The 16,203-nt window shown below is 63.5% G+C and carries 15 protein-coding genes and 2 tRNA genes; 7 read left to right on the plus strand and 10 right to left on the minus strand.

Annotated elements, in window-relative coordinates; all coding sequences use genetic code 11:
• Positions 1-360: 360 nt before the first annotated feature.
• The 4 genes from GDJ08_RS04570 to GDJ08_RS04580 all read left to right on the plus strand — a co-directional run bounded on the left by GDJ08_RS04570 (position 361) and on the right by GDJ08_RS04580 (position 4,358).
• A complete protein-coding gene (locus GDJ08_RS04570) occupies positions 361-1,302 on the plus strand; it encodes a LysR family transcriptional regulator (protein ID WP_028698648.1) in 942 nt (313 codons plus the stop codon).
• A 514-nt stretch (positions 1,303-1,816) separates the two neighbouring features.
• Positions 1,817-2,983, plus strand: coding sequence for a glutathione-independent formaldehyde dehydrogenase (locus GDJ08_RS04575; RefSeq protein ID WP_020924942.1), 1,167 nt, complete (start codon positions 1,817-1,819; stop codon positions 2,981-2,983).
• 43 nt (positions 2,984-3,026) lie between these two features.
• Positions 3,027-3,242: a hypothetical protein gene (locus tag GDJ08_RS19995; RefSeq protein WP_023464794.1), complete on the plus strand. Its 216-nt coding sequence runs from the start codon at positions 3,027-3,029 to the stop codon at positions 3,240-3,242.
• A 225-nt stretch (positions 3,243-3,467) separates the two neighbouring features.
• Positions 3,468-4,358, plus strand: coding sequence for a LysR family transcriptional regulator (locus GDJ08_RS04580; RefSeq protein WP_023103878.1), 891 nt, complete (start codon positions 3,468-3,470; stop codon positions 4,356-4,358).
• Between the two features lie 22 nt (positions 4,359-4,380).
• Here GDJ08_RS04580 and GDJ08_RS04585 read toward each other — a convergent pair whose 3' ends face one another.
• Positions 4,381-4,674 (minus strand): helix-turn-helix domain-containing protein, encoded by a 294-nt coding sequence (locus GDJ08_RS04585; RefSeq protein WP_009459591.1) that lies wholly within the window; start codon positions 4,672-4,674, stop codon positions 4,381-4,383.
• Positions 4,675-4,793: 119 nt separating this feature from the next.
• Here GDJ08_RS04585 and GDJ08_RS04590 point away from each other — a divergent pair, with 119 nt between their 5' ends.
• A complete protein-coding gene (locus tag GDJ08_RS04590) occupies positions 4,794-5,447 on the plus strand; it encodes a substrate-binding domain-containing protein (protein WP_023106332.1) in 654 nt (217 codons plus the stop codon).
• A gap of 118 nt (positions 5,448-5,565) precedes the next feature.
• Positions 5,566-6,534: a Dyp-type peroxidase gene (locus GDJ08_RS04595; protein ID WP_020924940.1), complete on the plus strand. Its 969-nt coding sequence runs from the start codon at positions 5,566-5,568 to the stop codon at positions 6,532-6,534.
• Positions 6,535-6,571: 37 nt separating this feature from the next.
• On the opposite strand, the gene GDJ08_RS04600 is transcribed toward GDJ08_RS04595, so the two are convergent.
• From GDJ08_RS04600 to GDJ08_RS04610, 3 genes are all read right to left on the minus strand, one after another.
• Positions 6,572-8,515 (minus strand): tyrosine-type recombinase/integrase, encoded by a 1,944-nt coding sequence (locus GDJ08_RS04600; RefSeq protein WP_023103875.1) that lies wholly within the window; start codon positions 8,513-8,515, stop codon positions 6,572-6,574.
• Positions 8,516-8,741: 226 nt separating this feature from the next.
• A tRNA-Gly gene (locus tag GDJ08_RS04605) sits at positions 8,742-8,817 on the minus strand.
• A gap of 158 nt (positions 8,818-8,975) precedes the next feature.
• Positions 8,976-10,082, minus strand: a complete 1,107-nt coding sequence (locus GDJ08_RS04610; RefSeq protein ID WP_136006972.1) for an NAD(P)/FAD-dependent oxidoreductase — start codon at positions 10,080-10,082, stop codon at positions 8,976-8,978.
• A gap of 81 nt (positions 10,083-10,163) precedes the next feature.
• On the opposite strand from GDJ08_RS04610, the gene GDJ08_RS04615 reads away from it, so the two are divergent.
• Positions 10,164-10,829 carry a hypothetical protein gene (locus tag GDJ08_RS04615; protein ID WP_153164370.1) on the plus strand — a complete coding sequence of 222 codons (666 nt, stop codon included), beginning with the start codon at positions 10,164-10,166 and terminating at the stop codon, positions 10,827-10,829.
• A 100-nt stretch (positions 10,830-10,929) separates the two neighbouring features.
• Here GDJ08_RS04615 and GDJ08_RS04620 read toward each other — a convergent pair.
• From GDJ08_RS04620 to kdsB, 6 genes are all read right to left on the minus strand, one after another.
• Positions 10,930-11,005, minus strand: a tRNA-Gly gene (locus GDJ08_RS04620).
• A 46-nt stretch (positions 11,006-11,051) separates the two neighbouring features.
• A complete protein-coding gene (gene pgsA, locus GDJ08_RS04625) occupies positions 11,052-11,675 on the minus strand; it encodes a CDP-diacylglycerol--glycerol-3-phosphate 3-phosphatidyltransferase (protein WP_017357519.1) in 624 nt (207 codons plus the stop codon).
• A 9-nt stretch (positions 11,676-11,684) separates the two neighbouring features.
• On the minus strand, positions 11,685-13,532 hold the full coding sequence (uvrC, locus tag GDJ08_RS04630; RefSeq protein WP_153164371.1) for an excinuclease ABC subunit UvrC: 1,848 nt from the start codon (positions 13,530-13,532) through the stop codon (positions 11,685-11,687).
• The gene (locus tag GDJ08_RS04635; RefSeq protein WP_153164372.1) at positions 13,529-14,944 is read right to left on the minus strand and encodes a hypothetical protein; all 1,416 of its coding nucleotides are present in this window, start codon (positions 14,942-14,944) and stop codon (positions 13,529-13,531) included. Before GDJ08_RS04635 ends, uvrC begins: the two co-directional genes overlap by 4 nt.
• Positions 14,941-15,429 carry a low molecular weight protein-tyrosine-phosphatase gene (locus tag GDJ08_RS04640; protein ID WP_153164373.1) on the minus strand — a complete coding sequence of 163 codons (489 nt, stop codon included), beginning with the start codon at positions 15,427-15,429 and terminating at the stop codon, positions 14,941-14,943. The genes GDJ08_RS04635 and GDJ08_RS04640 overlap by 4 nt, the downstream gene beginning before the upstream one ends.
• The gene (gene kdsB / locus GDJ08_RS04645; protein ID WP_153164374.1) at positions 15,426-16,199 is read right to left on the minus strand and encodes a 3-deoxy-manno-octulosonate cytidylyltransferase; all 774 of its coding nucleotides are present in this window, start codon (positions 16,197-16,199) and stop codon (positions 15,426-15,428) included. The genes GDJ08_RS04640 and kdsB overlap by 4 nt, the downstream gene beginning before the upstream one ends.
• Positions 16,200-16,203: the final 4 nt, after the last annotated feature.

A 16,203-nucleotide genomic window follows, 5' to 3' on the forward strand; every position in this document is an offset into this window, starting at 1 on the left:
TGGCAGGCTCCATTCTCTCCCCGCTTCAACGGCCACGACCCGAACAGCTCAAGAGCTTAGCACCGCCTTTTGCGGTTGCGTGCCTCACCACTCACGCTTACTCCCTTCCAGAACGCGCCAACTGCTAAGCTACATGAGGACGACTCGCCCACAGCGCAAAGCACCTGTGTTCGCGCTATTGGCTGTCCCGTGCGTTGTGGTGCTGACCGTCGATGACGAGTCGAACCTACTGTATGGGCACTGCGCGCGGCAGCCTTTCATGCGTGCCAGCTACGTGCCCAAGGTTGGACGCGGATCGAAGCGTGCGCAGGGTTTTTCGTGAAAGTATAAAATCTAATCAACTTTATCAGAAGAAAATATATGATCGTAAGAAACTTTGAATACTTGCTTGCTTTGCACCGTGAAGGCCATTTTGGCAACGCGGCCAAAAGCTGCAATGTTTCTCAGCCGACACTCTCCGCGGGCATTAAGCAATTGGAGGAAGACATGGGTGTCGAGATCGTGCGTCATGGCCGACGCTATGACGGCCTCACTTCTGAAGGGATGCGCGTACTGTCTTGGGCTCAGCAGATGTATGACGACTGCAAAGGGCTGGAGCGAGAACTCTCCGCACTACGGCGAGGTATAGAGGGGCAATTCCGGCTAGGGATACTCCCAGGAACTGCCGGTGTAGCGCCCACATTAAGCATCGCCCTTGCTGAAAAAACACCCTTACTTCAACAATCAGTTCTGGTTTCCGGCGCTTCTTCCCTGCTACAGGCGATTCGAGAAAACAATTTGGATATCGCACTCATGCATTTGGAGGATATCCCAGGGGAAGACTTCGATACTCACCTTCTGTACCGTGAACGCATTTTCCTTTTTCACGCCGCGAGAACACAGCAACCCCGAAGCACAACGTGGGACCATGTTCTCAATAGACAACTCTGCGTGCTGAACTCGGCAGTACCTGAACCCATTCAAGATAGGCTGATGCAATGTACCGCGCAGACTATTCGCACTGATTCAATTGACGTGCTATCGGCACACGTGGCGACAGGAAAATATTCGGCAGTTCTTCCGCAATCTCTCGCCGGCCAACTCGCGCACATTCCAAATCTCCACGCAATCGCAATCAATGGACCAATGTCGCACTCAAATGTCGGATTCGTTGCTGGGAAAAATGCGTTCGAGGCACCGTCATCGCGTGCATTGCTCGAAATGGTGCACACCCCCGAACTCGCCGCCACTCTTCAATCCGTTATATCGATCCATCGTCGGTTCCAGCCCAAAGCAGACTCATCTCAAAGCCCCCTGAAATAGCGAGTCTTGAAGAGCAACTCTGTATTGCTTCAACCAGGCGAAGATTGCAGGCATGCCGTGTGCGCCGCTAACAGGCGCCACGTGCTGAGCAACCCATCGAAGGCCACTAGGTCCAGGGGCAACTCGGGGGACAGGAGTACCTGCTGCATGCGGCCTCCTCATGTCTCGCTGGGTCGAGCTGACTGTTCCTAGATCAAGCTAGGAGGCGCGATGTAGCGATGATCGTTGCCCTCTCCCGGCTAGGAGACGAGCACGGCTCGACGATCCCGCGTAGATAGATCGTGCCTATCTGTACATAGATTATTCCAGTTTGACCACTTCTGAGCTTGATCCGATGCTGTCAAGACCGCAGAAGGAGACGCGGCCAACGGCTAGGCAGTACCACGATCGTTCTTCTTGACAGCGGTAAATTTCGTTTCCCACTTCGATTTAGAAGATGGAAACATTAACGCACAGAGGTGACGAAATGACTCCGACCGGTAACCGAATCGTGACTTTCGAGAAGCCCTTGGAAATGAAGGTCAACACCTTCAAATTTCCAGAGCTGATAACCCCTCAAGGGAAAAGCGCACCCCATGGCGCTATCCTCAAAATAGTTACCACAAATATCTGTGGCAGCGACCTTCACATTTATCGCGGTTCGTTTGCTGTTCCCAAGGGAATGACCATGGGCCATGAAATGACCGGCGAAGTGATCGAAGTGGGATCGGACGTCGAAGTCGTGAAGAAGGGCGACATCGTTTCCGTTCCCTTCAATGTGGGGTGTGGGCGTTGCTACAACTGCAAGCATATGCGCTCCGATGTATGCGAGAACACCAACCCCGAAATCGACTGCGGAGCCTACGGGTTCAACCTCGGTGGCTGGACGGGGGGGCAAGGTGATTATCTCTTCGTACCGTATGCGGATTTCAATCTCCTTCGCTTCCCTGACAAGGATGCCGCCATGGAAAAAATCCGCGACCTGACCCTTCTCTCTGACGTATTACCCACAGCTTTCCATGGGTTCGCTGGCCCAGACTGGCCAGCCGCGCCGGCCTACGTCGTCGGCGAAAACATCCTGATCTTCGGTGCCGGGCCGGTCGGCAGAGCGGGTGCCGCCTGCGCCAGACTTCTGGGTGCAGGCGCCATCATCGTTGCCGATTACATTCAAGAGCGGCTGGACCTTCTCAAGCCACACGGCGTGGAAACCATCAACCTTTCCGACGGCGTGCCGATCGAGGAGCATCTCGAACGCATTACCGGGCACAGGGAGGTGGATCGCGTCATCGACTATGTTGGTGTGGACTGCCGCGGGTTTGGCGCGGAGGCTGACAAGATCGTGGAGAGCGCTGTTACCAACGCAATGCTCAAATATGTCCGCTTCGGCGGAATGACCAGTACGGTCGGTGTGTACTGCGCAAACCCGATCTCGAAAGACCCGAAAGCCAAGAAAGGCCATATGGATCTGGAATGGTCCAACGCCTGGATCAAGTCGCCGCGAATGTCGGCTGGTCAATCTCCGACGGCCAACTACAACCACGCGTTAATGCGGGCGATACTGAACGATCGCATGCCTTACCTTTCGCCGATGATGAACACTAAGTTCATCAAGCTCGAAGACGCGCCCGCCGCGTACAAAGAGTTCGACGCGGGTTCTGCATACAAGTACGTCATCGACCCGCATGGTTCAGTGCGGCATTAAGCATCCGGCGCGGGCTAAGCATCAGGATGTCTCACACTTTCTGGTGAGAGGCATTCTGGTCCCGCCAGTCTCCGGGCAGCAACTGGAGCCGGCGAATATTTTCGCCGGCATTTGCCGTCTGCCCCAGGGTACTTGCCTTGGCTCGGACCAGGAGCAGAGCCTCAGCAATCCGCAGGTGATGATCAACCGCAAGCGTGTTCAAGCGCTTGGTTCGCAATCGGCCAAGGGTCAGACGGGGACGATGCACGGCATCCATTGACGTGCGTGGCTGGAGATAGCCTTCGTCTGATCCTTATCACCCCACGGACTTGATCAGGCTCGCCTAGTGTTGTGCCTGCCTCGGGCCATCGCACGGTCAACCCAGCCCTGGCTCATTCAGCCAGAAGTTTCCAATGATGTGGCCGAACTCGCCGCCGCCAGAATGGCAGTCACTTCTATAGGGAGATAGCACAGTGTTGGATAAGTCGGAACGGGAGGGTGGCCTATGGAGCTGCGCCATCTTCGCTGCTTCGTAGTTCTTGCTGAGGAGCTACATTTCACGCGGGCGGCTGAGCGCCTGCATATCGAACAACCACCGCTATCACGAGCCATCAAGGAACTTGAGGACGAGTTGGGCGTAGTGCTCTTCGACCGAAACCGACGAGGAACAGTTCTAACGGCGGCGGGCGCGGTCTTCTTGCAAGATGTTCGCCGTCTATTCACAGTGCTGGAACAGGCTCGTGAAAATGCCAAGGCTGTGGCATCGGGCTTGCGCGGTAGCCTGCGCATCGCTGTATCAGATGGGGCTATCGATCCACGGCTGTCGGCATTTCTGGCTCGTTGCCGCGCCGAGGAGCCGGAGATCGAAATACGCTTGTCAGAAGTGCCTCTGGCAGAGCAAGTGCGTGGCTTGCGTTCGGGCGACTTCATGATCGGGTTCGCGCACACGGGCGATGTCGGCGACGGTATCGCTGCCGAACCAATCTGGCACGACCCGCTGGTGATTGCGGTGCCAGCTCGTCACTCATTGCTCACCTACAAGGAGGTGCCACTTCAAGAACTTCAAGGCCATCCACTTGTCCTGTGCGACCCGCAGGTATGCGAGGGCTATTGCCGCGAACTCAAGCGGCTGCTCAACACGTTGGAGCACAAGCTGAATGTTGTCGAGGAAGTGTCCTCGCTGGACATGATGCTCACGTTGGTCGGCGCCGGCTACGGCATCGGCTTCATGACGGCGACCAAGATTCCCATCTCCCAACGGCCGGATGTGGTGATCCGCCCCTTGGCGATGGATTCTGCCGTGATCACCACCTACCTGCTTCGGCCGGACGGCGGCAATTTATCGGCTTCGGTGGAGCGATTTATCGTTCGCCTTCGCGACTCTTCGGACGGTTGACGGAGCCTGGCAGGCTAGACACTCAGGGATCAGTGTCGGCACGCAGATTGCGTTCGGTCGCCGTCATCAGGTCAGCCGCGCTTATTCCAAGTGCCGTAGAAATTTTCAGTATGAGCGGAAGCGTGGGCACGTGCTCACCACGCTCGATCTTACCCATGTGAGAACGCGAAATGCTTGCCCGAGATGCGAACTCGTCTTGCGCGACTCCTTGAGCGACGCGCGCAGCGCGCACGGCCTGTCCGAAGGCTAACGCCGACTCGGATTCATACGTCGATGTGCCAGAAGGACGGCCTGGCTGAATTGTTGATTTCTGCATTAGCAGAAGCGTCAAACAATCTGCCACAATTAACCACGTTAAAGATAACGACGTTAAACTTCACTCTTTCCTGAAACGCTGGTTTGCCTTTCTGGACAGATCGCTTATTGGGGGCCCTCATGCATGACGCCACCAGCCAGTTTTCCCATTTCAGGCTTGCTATCGCGCCCGGAGTGCCATCCTCTTGCCTCACAACGCTTCTTGCCCTACAGCGCGCGGAGGAACCAGAAGTCACCATCACGTTCTTTGAGACCTCAGCCGATGATCTGTTGACGGGCCTTGAGGAAGGCCGCTACGACGCTGGAATGACGCTTCGGAACGCTGGTGCTCCGGCTGTGAAAAGCCAACCGCTCTGGGTGGAGAACGTGGCTGTTGCAGTGCCGCTGGGGTCCCCCTTAGTTGCCCAGGCGAAGATCACGCTTGCCGAGCTTCTGGACTATCCGGTGTTTCGCTGGCCGGCGGAGGCTTGCCTACTGCTGGATCAGCGACTGTCCTTTCTTCCGTTGAGCCAGCAGAGCATTCAGCACGTGACTTCGTTCGAGATGATGGCGCTTTGGGTGACCGCTGGCTACGGAGTGGGGCTCTCCGCGCAATCGCGCATTGAGCGTGCCCATGCGTGGGGGATCACTATGCGACCGCTTTCAGACGGCCCCTACGAGATCGTGACATACCTGCAGCGACCCCACGGACGAGCCAATGTTGTTTCTGAGCGGTTCGAGCACAGGGCAATGCTGGTTGCCAGGGACAGGGCGGCTTGCTCGAATACCCCATAGCCCGCTCTCGCCGAGGCTGCGTGCGGGTAATTGCAGCGGCACGCGCCTGTTAGCGCGCCAGTGATAGCGCTTCCATCTCTGGCAATATGATGAATTAACATGGTCTTTGGAGGCACGAATGGTTGGAAGTGGTTGGGATCGAGTACCAATTGACTCGCAAAGCATCGATGCGCCGCTGTCGCGCGCGGCGGTGTTTCTCACGTTGACGGTCGCCGAGGGCCACGAGGCCCTTCAGGCGGTCGCCGGCGTCTTGGACGGGCTGGACGACCTGATCAAAACGGTGGGCTTCCGCGATCTCAACGGCCGGCTGTCGTGCATCACTGCACTGGGATCGGCGCTATGGGACCGTTTCCAGACCGGGAAGCGCCCGAAGGAACTACGGCCCTTCGTGCCCATCGAGGGTGCCAAGCACACCGCGCCTGCCACGCCCGGCGACCTGTTCTTTCACATCCGTGCCGAACGCGAGGACCTCTGTTTTGAATTCGAGCGCCTGCTGCTGGACCAACTGGGCAGCAGCGTGACGGTGGCCGACGAGGTGGTCGGTTTTCGCTACTTCGACTCCCGCGACCTGCTTGGCTTTGTCGATGGCACGGCCAACCCGACCGGGCACGACATCGGCGCCTCGACGCTGGTCGGCAGTGAAGATCAGGCGTTCGCCGGCGGCAGCTACTTGGTGGTGCAGAAGTATCTGCACCAAATGCAGCCGTGGGCTCGGCTCGCCAAGGACGAGCAAGAGCGGATCATCGGCCGGGAGATCGTCAGCAATGTCGAATTGCCCGACGCGACGAGCGGCCAGAAATCGCACAAGACCCTCGCCACGATCGTGGACGACGACGGCACCGAGCACGACATCCTGCGCGACAACATGCCCTTCGGCCGCCCCGGCCAGGGCGAATATGGCACCTACTTCATCGGCTACTCCAGGCATCTGTGGGTGACGCAGAAGATGCTGGAGCGCATGTTCCTCGGCGATCCGCCAGGCATGCACGACCGCCTGCTCGATTTCTCGACGGCGCACACCGGCGCCGTGTTCTTCGCTCCCGCACCGCGCACGCTGAGCGAACTCGTGGAGGCGGTGCAAGCGTAATGCAGGGGCCGCAAGGCCCCTGCAAGGTTTGAGAGCCCTATGCTCCGTCTAGAACTACTGCGCTATCCACCAGCCGACGAACGCTTTGCCGCACATCCTCGGGGATGGGGTACGGGGCAATGGCCTCGGGCATATCCGCATAGTGCTGGTAGTCGCCCATGATGACCTGGATGATCGCCGGTACGTTGGTCGGCGTGACCGCATCAATGGCCGCGCGGTCCCCCAGGTCAGGGTGCGGCTGGGTCAGCATGCGGTACAGATCCCACGAATCCGCGTGCGGGCACTGGTTCATGAGCACCTGGGCCAGCTTGTGCTTGAGCGGCACCAGTTGCCAATCGGGAACACGCTGCCCCCGATTGCCCAAACTGATGGACAGCAACTTGCCCGCTTTCAGTTCGCGGTTGATCTGGTCCTTGGACTTTCCGGCCAGCTTGCCGAACAGCGGGACCGGCAAGCTGCTTGGAGACTCGTAGATGGTCAGCATTTCCTCGCGCTCGCGCTGGATCGCGGACACTTCCGGCTCTGGGGCATGCGTCGGAGGCGGCGGTACCTGAGACAGCCGCTGGAACGTGATGCCGCCGCTGCTCGGGGTTACGACAATAGGCGTGGCCACGACGGGCGGGACGCCGGGAGGAGTGGGCTCGGCCATCGCGAGGGTCGCATCCACCGCTTCCTCCACTTCTGCCATCGCCGGCGCCCCGTCGATACGGATGGTCAGATGCGCGCTCGCGGCTTCCACTTCGCCCTGTTCGAGCAGGTCGAGCCGATCGGCCCAGTCCTGCATCATCCGACGGCGCGGCTCAACGTACTTGGCGTGGTTGTAGGACGAACTCACCTTGTTGGGGTCGGAATGGGAAAGCTGCGCGTCCACCCAAATCTTCGGGTAGCCAATCTCGTTGAGCGCCGTCGAGATAGTGCCGCGGATGCCGTGGCCGGTCAGGCGCCCCTCATAGCCCATGAGCTGCACGGCCTTGTTGAGGGTGTTCTCGCTGATGCGCTTCTTGAGTTCGCTGCGGTGTGACAGCAAGTACTTCTGCGCCGGCCGCATCACCCCCAGGAGATAGCGCACGATCTCGATGGCCTGCAGGGATAGCGGCACGATATAGGGGGGCACATCCTGCGGCCGCTTCCCTGCCTTGCGCATTTCATCCTGGAGCTGCTTGACGATCTGCGGTGGGATGATCCACAAGCCCCTGTCGAGGTCGAACTGTTCGGGTTCGGCCAATCGCAGTTCGCCGGTGCGCACCCCGGTCAGGAACAGCAGCCGGACGCCAAGCTGGGTCTGCCAGCCACGGGGGTTGTAGAGCCGGAGCTTCTGGAGGAACTCGGGCATCTCGGGCAGGTGCAGGTAGGGATTGTGGGCTACGGGGGGCTTGGGCTCTGCCACCACGTCCAGGTCGGCGGCCGGGTTGACTTCCAACCCCTCGGCAATGACCAGGGCATAGCGGAACAACTGGTTGAACCAGGTGCGGACCTTCTCGGCGGTGGTGAACGCCTTGCGTTTCTCGATCGCCGCCAAGACGCCCAGGAGTTGGGGGCGGCGAATGTCGTAGATCGACATTCTTCCCAGGGTGGGCAACACGTCCTTGTTGAAGATGCGCAGGATCTGCGACAGCGTGCTTTGACGGCCTTCCTTGAGTTCCTTGCGGCGATGCTCGACCCAGGCATCGAAGACGGTCTTGAAGGTGTATTCGCCCGCCAGCTTGGCCGCGTGCCGTTTCTGGTCGCGCTCGACCTGAGGATCGATCCCCCTGGCGAGCAGGGCCTGGGCCTTGTCTCGCTCGATCCGGGCCTCGCGCAGGCTGAGAGCAGGATAGCCGCCCAGGCACAGGCGCTTTTGCTTGCCCAGCCAGTAGTAGCGGAATTGCCATGACTTGCCGCCTGCGGCTGAGACCATCAGGCCCAGGCAGTCGTTGTCGGAGAGGGTGTAGCGTTTTCCGGTGGTCTTCGCCTGCCGGACGGTCAGATCAGAGAGCGCCATTTCGAGACTCCTAAGTAATGACTTAGGCCCTATGCTCGTCATGGTCCCCGCTCAGCCCCAGCAACTATCCGGTAGCCGACCCACCCGTATTCTTGTGCCTTATTTGGTCACTCAAAAACGGTAGCTGTGGGTGGATTTCCGTGGCACTCGCTGGAATGAAAAAAGGAGCCGAAGCTCCTTTTTTCAATGACCTACAGACCCCAGTAGAAGTCTGTGGATCAAAATTTGGAGCGGGAAACGAGACTCGAACTCGCGACCTCAACCTTGGCAAGGTTGCGCTCTACCAACTGAGCTATTCCCGCAGACTTTCGACTGCTCCGACTGCATCGCACCCGGGGGTGCTGGAGGCTTCCGGCCCCTCGACCTGCGTCGAAGGAGCGCTATTGTGTCGGGATTCCTTCACGCCGTCAACATGCTTGTTCAGCCGGTGTGGAACGGCCGCGTTCACCATAGACCGCCCTCACACGCGCATGCCGCGTCGATGGAAGTAGATCTGTTCGGCCACCCGCCGCATCGCCCCCGACTGCAGGGCCAGGTCCAGCGGCCAGTCCATCTGCAGATGGTCCATTGCCCAGCGCAGAACCCGCTTGGCCCGGAACCTCGGTGCCGCGCCTGCGGCAACGCTTTCCGGTGCCGGCCCCTGCCCGCGCAGATGCAGCGCGATGGCATCGCCCACAGTCCATCCATGCCGCCACGAGGAATGAATGCCGCCGGCCGACAGCGGCGAGACGATCCCGGCCGCGTCGCCGGTCAGGATCACGCCGGGCGCGGTGATCGGCCCGTCCGGCAGCCCGCACGGCACCAGGCCCGCGCGGGTGGCACCGGCCTGGGCGGACGCGGGCAGGCCCACCGCGTCGCGGACGTGCGCCAGGAAGCCCTCCCTGTCCGGCTGCCGCGCACGCGCGGGATCATGGCGCAGCGCCAGCCCGACCTGCACGCCGGTCGGATTCTGCGCGACCCAGCCGATGTAGCCTGGCGCGAACCGCCGGCTCGCAAAACAGTGAAGCGCACCGGCCTCGGGCAACACCACGCCGGCGAACTCCTGCTCCACGCCATAGAGATGGTCCCGCACCCGGCCCAGCCCGGTCCGGTCCGCCACGCGCGAGGTGGCGCCGTCGGCACCGACCAGATAGCGGGCACGCCCCACACCCTCCACCTGCCAGCCCACGCCCTCGCGCCGCGCATGGGTGAACGACTGCCCCAGGCGCAGCGCCACCCCGCTGGCACGCAGTTCGCTGGCCAGCCAGCGCAGCAGGTTCGGCGTATCGGTGGTCATGAAGTAGTAGTCCGGTGCTGCCAGCAGCACGCTGCGCAGGTTCGGGGCATACATCCGCACGTGCTCCACCCGCTGGACCAGTGCATCGGGCACGCGTCGCAGCCAGGTCTGCTCGATCGCCTCCTTCACGATGATGCCGGTGGTATGCAGGCGCGCACCGGGATCGGCCTTGCGCTCGAGCACACACACACGCAGGCCATACTGCGCAGCCGCCAGCGCGCAGGCGGCGCCGGCAAAGCTGGCGCCGACCACCACCAGATCCCAGTCGTAGGCGGAAGAAGCGGTTTCCATTGGTGGCGTGGTCCTGCGCAGGCGAGGTGTGCAGGATCGCGGTCGCCGGCGGAGCGGCCATGAAGTGCCGGTGAAGCGGGTATGAAGCGACACGCCCGCAGCGCAGCGCGTCGCCCCCATGTGACAATCCGCGCCATGAACTACCTTCTCACCGGGCTGCTGGGCCTGTGCACCGCGGTGGCCGCAGCAGGCGCCTGCCCTGCCCTGGCTGCGCCGCCGCCCCTCCATCTGCCGCTGGCAGACGGCAGCGGCGCATACCTGCGCATCGACAGCGCCGCTGGCAGTGCGCAGCTGCTGTCCGCTGCCGGCCCTACCGATCTGCGGGTGAATCCGACACTGCGCGACGCGCTGTCCCGGTCGGACACAGTGATGGCACTGGGACGCCACGCAGCCGCAACGGAAGCGGACGGCAGCCTGCTGTTGTTCATCAGCGCCGCATCGCGCCCCGGTGCCCCGATGGGCTACTGCGGCGCAGGACAGGAAGACGGCCTTCTGCTGCTCGGGGTGCGCGAGGGCGCACTGGTCCAGCTCGATTTCATGTTGCTGCAGAGCTGTCTGGATTCGATCGACATGGCCATCGATCTGGCCGACGGACCTGTCGCGGCCTTCCGCTCACTGCCCGCGCCTTGGCTGGTGAGTTTTGCGGCCGTCGAGGAAGACAGGCTCGTCCAGCGCTGCGTGGGCATTCGTGATGAACGCCTGAGGCTGGAAGACGATTGCGATACGGCGCCGCGCACGATGCCGTGAGTGCGCCTGTCCAAACCAACCGCAGAAACAGAAAAAGCGACCTTCCGGTCGCTTTTTCTGCTGGCTTCCACTGCGATCAACCGCCTTGAAAACCGATATCTGGAGCGGGAAACGAGACTCGAACTCGCGACCTCAACCTTGGCAAGGTTGCGCTCTACCAACTGAGCTATTCCCGCTTGGGAGGCGAAATTTTACAGCCAAACGCGGTGCTGTCAACAGCCCTCAGGCATTCTTTTTTGCCTTGGCGCTTTCACGCGCGGCGCGTTCGTCTTCACGCAGGCTCGGCCAGGCCGCATGCAGGTACTGCAGGCCGGAGAACAGCGTGAGCACGGCGGCGATCGCCAGCGTCCAGTCGCCGATGTGGAACACGACTTCGCCCATCCAGATCTCGTGCATCGGTGTATGCGGCGCCACCGAGTACAGCAGGCACAGCAGCGCCACCATCTGCGCGGTGGTTTTGATCTTGCCGATCAGGGCGACGCGCACCTTGGCGCGCTGACCGATCTCGGCCATCCACTCGCGCAGCGCCGACACCGCGATCTCGCGACCGACGATCACGGCCGCCCAGAATGCCATCCACGGCGTGGGATGGCCCTGCACGATCAGGAACAGCGCCACGGCCACCATCAGCTTGTCCGCGACCGGATCGAGGAAGGCGCCGAACGCCGAGGCCAGGTCGTAGCGGCGCGCGATCCAGCCATCCAGCCAGTCGGTCAATGCGGCCAGGCCGAAGATCGCCGCGGAGGCGAAATTGGTCCACTTGTAGGGGAGGTAGAACACCAGCACCAGCACCGGGATCATCACAATCCGCAGCAGCGTCAGCCAGGTGGGGAGGGTCAACTTCATTGCGTCTCTCTACTCGCCCGCCGCGTCGGGCGTGGGCAGTCCATGAAGGTTAGCGTAGATGCGTGCAGCGAGGGCGTCATTGATGCCCTCCACGTTGGCGATTTCCGCCTCGCCGGCCGCTTTGAGCCCGACCAGGCCGCCGAAATGCTTGAGCAGGCTGGCGCGGCGGCGCGGGCCGATACCGGCGATATCCTCCAGCTTGCTGGTCATCCGCGCCTTCTGGCGGCGGCCGCGGTGGCCGGTGATGGCGAAACGATGGGCTTCATCGCGCACCTGCTGGATGAACTGGAGGGCCGGCGAGGCCGCGCCCGGACGCAGCTCGCGGCCATCCGGCAGTACCAGCGCCTCGTGCCCCGCCCGGCGCTCGACGCCCTTGGCCACGCCCACCAGCATCACCCCTTCCACACCCAGATCGGCCAGGGCCGCCTGGGCCTGGGCCAGCTGGCCTGCGCCACCGTCGATCAACAGCAGGTCCGGCAGCACGCCGTCCTCCTCCACCGCACGGCGGAAGCGGCGGTCGATGGCCTGGCGCATCGCGGCGTAATCGTCGCCCGGCTCGATGCCGCTGATGTTGAAGCGGCGATACTGGCTGCGCACCGGGCCACTGGCGTCGAACACCACGCATGAGGCCACCGTGGCCTCACCCATCGTGTGGCTGATGTCGAAGCACTCCACCCGCTTGACCGGTTCGGCCAGGCCCAGCATCTGCCGCAGGTCTTCACTGCGCGCGTGCTGGGCGCTGCGGCTGGTAAGTTCGCTGACAAGGGTGATCTGCGCGTTGCGGCTGGCCAGTTCGACATAGCCGGCACGCTCGCCACGCACGTTCCAGCGCAGCTGCACCTTGTGCTCGGCCGACGTGGACAGCGCCGATTCGATCAGGCTGGCATCGGGGATTTCCCGGTCGAGCAGGATTTCCCGTGGCGGCGAATGCTCTGCGTAGTACTGGGAAACGAACGCGGCCAGCACTTCCTCGGCGCTTTCCTCGCCGTTGGTGCGCGGGTAGAACGGCCGCGTGCCCAGGTTGCGGCCGTCACGGAAGGCCAGCAGCATCACGCAGGCATTGGCGCCCTGGGTGGCGCAGGCCAGCACGTCCAGGTCGGCGGCGCGGCCGTCCACGTACTGGCGGGTCTGCATGCTGCGCAGCGCGGTGATGAGGTCGCGCAGGCGCGCGGCCTGCTCGAACTCCAGCGCTTCACTGGCGGCCTGCATCTGCGTGCCCAGTTCGCGTGCGAGCTGGTCGCTCCTGCCCTCCAGGAACATCGACGCACGGCGCACCGACTCGGCGTAGTCGTCGGCCGCCACCAGATCCACGCACGGCGCGCTGCAGCGGCCGATCTGGTATTGCAGGCAGGGCCGCGAACGGTTGCGGAACACGCTGTCTTCGCAGCTGCGCAGCTTGAACAGCTTGTGCATCAGGTTGAGTGTGTCGCGTACTGCGGTCACGCCCGGATACGGGCCGTAGTAGCGGCCCGGCACCGCACGCGGGCCGCGGTGCAGTGCGATGCGCGGCCAGTCCTCCCGGGTCAGCAGCACGTGCGGGTAGGTCTTGTCGTCGCGCAGGGAGACGTTGTAGCGCGGCGACAGCGACTTGATCAGCTGGTTTTCCAGCAGCAGCGCTTCGGCCTCCGAGCGCGTCACGGTCACGTCCATCCGCGCGACCTGCGACAGCATCGACATGATCCGCGTGGACTTGGGCGTGCCGTTGAAATAGCTGCCCACGCGGTTGCGCAGCGCACGCGCCTTGCCGACGTACAGCAGCGTGTCGTCGGCGGCATACATGCGGTACACGCCGGGGGCGGTGCTCAGCTGGGCCGCAAATGCCTTGCCGTCGAAGGCGGGGGCGGAAGAAACGGTCATTCGCTGATCGGGACGTCGCTCAGAACGCCACTGACCGGATCAAAACGCAGCACGGCATGGGCATCGGTCTCGGCGATCCATACCGCCCCGCCGCCGAGTGCCAGCCCGGCCGGTCCATGCAGACGGCGCGGCAGTTCCAGCGTGCTCAGTTCACCGCCGCCCAGGCGCAGCGTGCGCAGGCGCCCGTTGCCGGTATCGGCGATCCACAGCAGCGGCGCATCGGGGCTCAGCGCGATCGCCTGCGGATACTGCAGGCGGGCAGTGGCGCGTGGACCGTCTTCGTCACCAAACGACCACATGCCCTGCCCGACCAGCGTCTGCACCAGATCGCCGCGCAGCTGCATCGCGCGGATCGAGGAGCCAAGCGCGTCGCACACGTAGAGCGCCTGCTGCACGGCAGCCAGCGAGGTCGGTTGCGCGAACGCCGCCATATGGCTGCCGCCGTCGCGCTCCTCGATGGCACCCGACCCGGCACGCCACTTCAGCGCGCGCTGGCCCTGGTGGTAGCTCCAGATGCGGTTGTCGCCGGCCATGCCGATGTGGATCTGGTTGTCGGACACGGCCAGGCCCTGCGGGTGGTTCAGCGGGCTGCGGCGCGGATCGGCGATCGGCCCTTCGATCGGTTCACCGGGACGGCCAGTGCCGCACAGCGTGTCGATCTGGCCGGAAATCAGATGGATGCGGCGCAGGGCGTGGTTGCCGGTGTCGGCCACGTACAGCCACTCGCGCTCCAGCGCGAGCCCCTGCGGCCGGTTGAAGGCGGCTTCGCCCGGCCCCCCGTCCATGAAATCGGCAGTACCCAGCCCGAACTGGCGCAGCACGCGCCCCCCGTGACTGCACTCGAGCACACGGTGGTGCCCGGTGTCGGCGATATACAGGCGCTCGGTGGTCACCGCCAGCCCGGTCGGGAAACTCAGCGGCAGGCGGGGCTCGGGATGCAGCTCGCGGCGCACGTTGAGCTCATCGTCGAGGGGGCGTGTGGCGCCTTCGCACAGCCCGTTGAGGGTGCGCTCCAGCTCACCGCCCAGGCCAACCAGTCGCTCACGTTCACGGCCCTGGGCATCCAGCAGCACCAGTGTGGGCCAGGCGGTGACATTGAAGCGCCGCCAGCCGTCCCAGTCCGCGTCGAGCAGCGCCGGCGCGGTCACCCCTTGCCTGCGCAGCAGCTTGAGCGATTGTGCCGGGTCGCGTTCGCAGTCGAAGCGCGGCACCTGCAGCACCAGCAGCTGCACCTTGCCGGGGTTGCGCGACCGCCACAACTCCAGTTCGGCCAGGCGCTGCGCGCACCACACCGAGGCGGCGTTGACGAAGGCCAGCACCACCGGCCGGCCCTGCAGTTCGGCCAGGGTGGTCGGGGCGGCGTTGAGCCAGGTGGCGAACTCGGGGAGATCCTGGACGGGCTGGACGTTCATGGCCCGATTATGCCGGAGTCGGCGTCATGCAACAGTCGTGCCACGGTCGCCTGGGCCGCCGCGTCCACCAGGGTCCAGACCTGCTCGAAATGATCTTCCCCCCCGGTGTACGGATCCGGGATCGATGCCGGGGTCTCGATCCCGGCCCACGGCAGCCACAGCGACAGGCGAGCCTGCCCGGCCGCGCCGACCAGTCGCGCGGCATCGCGCAGGTTGTTGGCATCGGCGCAGAAGACGTGGTCGAAGCGGTCGAAATCCACGCGCTGGAGCTGGCGCGCGCGCAGGCCGGCGATATCCACGCCGTGCCGCGCGGCGCAGGCGATCGCACGCCGATCCGGCGGCTCGCCGACGTGCCAGTCGCCGGTGCCGGCCGAATCGACGCTGACCCGCCCCGACAGTGGCGATGCTGCCAGGCGCTCGCGCAGAGCGCCCTCGGCCATCGGCGAGCGGCAGATGTTGCCCAGGCACACCACCAGCAGCTTCACGCCTGCGCGCTCCACCACGCCTCCGCGCGGTCCAAGTCCTCGGGCGTATCGATGCCGGGTGGGAACACAGCCGGCGACAGTGCGACGGTCAGCCGATGGCCGGCCTCCAGCACGCGCAGCTGTTCGAGCGATTCCAGCTGCTCCAGCGCGCCAGGCGGCAAGGCGGCGAACTGGCGCAGGAAGCGGGCGCGGTAGCCGTAGATGCCGATATGGCGCAGCCAGTGCGACCCGGAGAGGGTGTGGCGCGACTGCGCGAAGGCATCGCGATGCCACGGGATCGGTGCGCGGCTGAAATACAGCGCGTCCAGGTTTTCGCGGCGCACCACCTTGACCACGTTCGGATCGAACAGACTGTCGGCATCCTCGATCGGAGTCGCCAGCGTGGACATCACCGCACCGCTGTAGACCAGCGCCTCGGCCACGGCGCGGATGCCATCGGCAGGCGCGAAGGGCTCGTCGCCCTGCAGGTTGACCACCACGGTGTCGTCGGCCCAACCGGCGTGGAGCGCGCACTCGGCCAGGCGGTCGGTGCCCGACAGATGGTCGGCCGCGGTCATCGCCACGCGCACGCCGTCCAGACCTGCCAGCGCCGAGGCGATGCGCTCATCATCGGTGGCGACCCACACCTCGCGCGCGCCGGCCAGCAGCGCGCGCTGTGCCACGCGCAGGATCATGGGCTCGCCGCCGATCAGCCGCAGCGGCTTGCCCGGCAGGCGGGTGGACGCGAAGCGCGCGGGAATGGCGACGACGAAATCGAGGGGGGCACTCATGGAA

It is taken from the genome of Stenotrophomonas nematodicola, from assembly GCF_009467805.1.
Taxonomy (GTDB): Bacteria; Pseudomonadota; Gammaproteobacteria; order Xanthomonadales; family Xanthomonadaceae; genus Stenotrophomonas; species Stenotrophomonas nematodicola.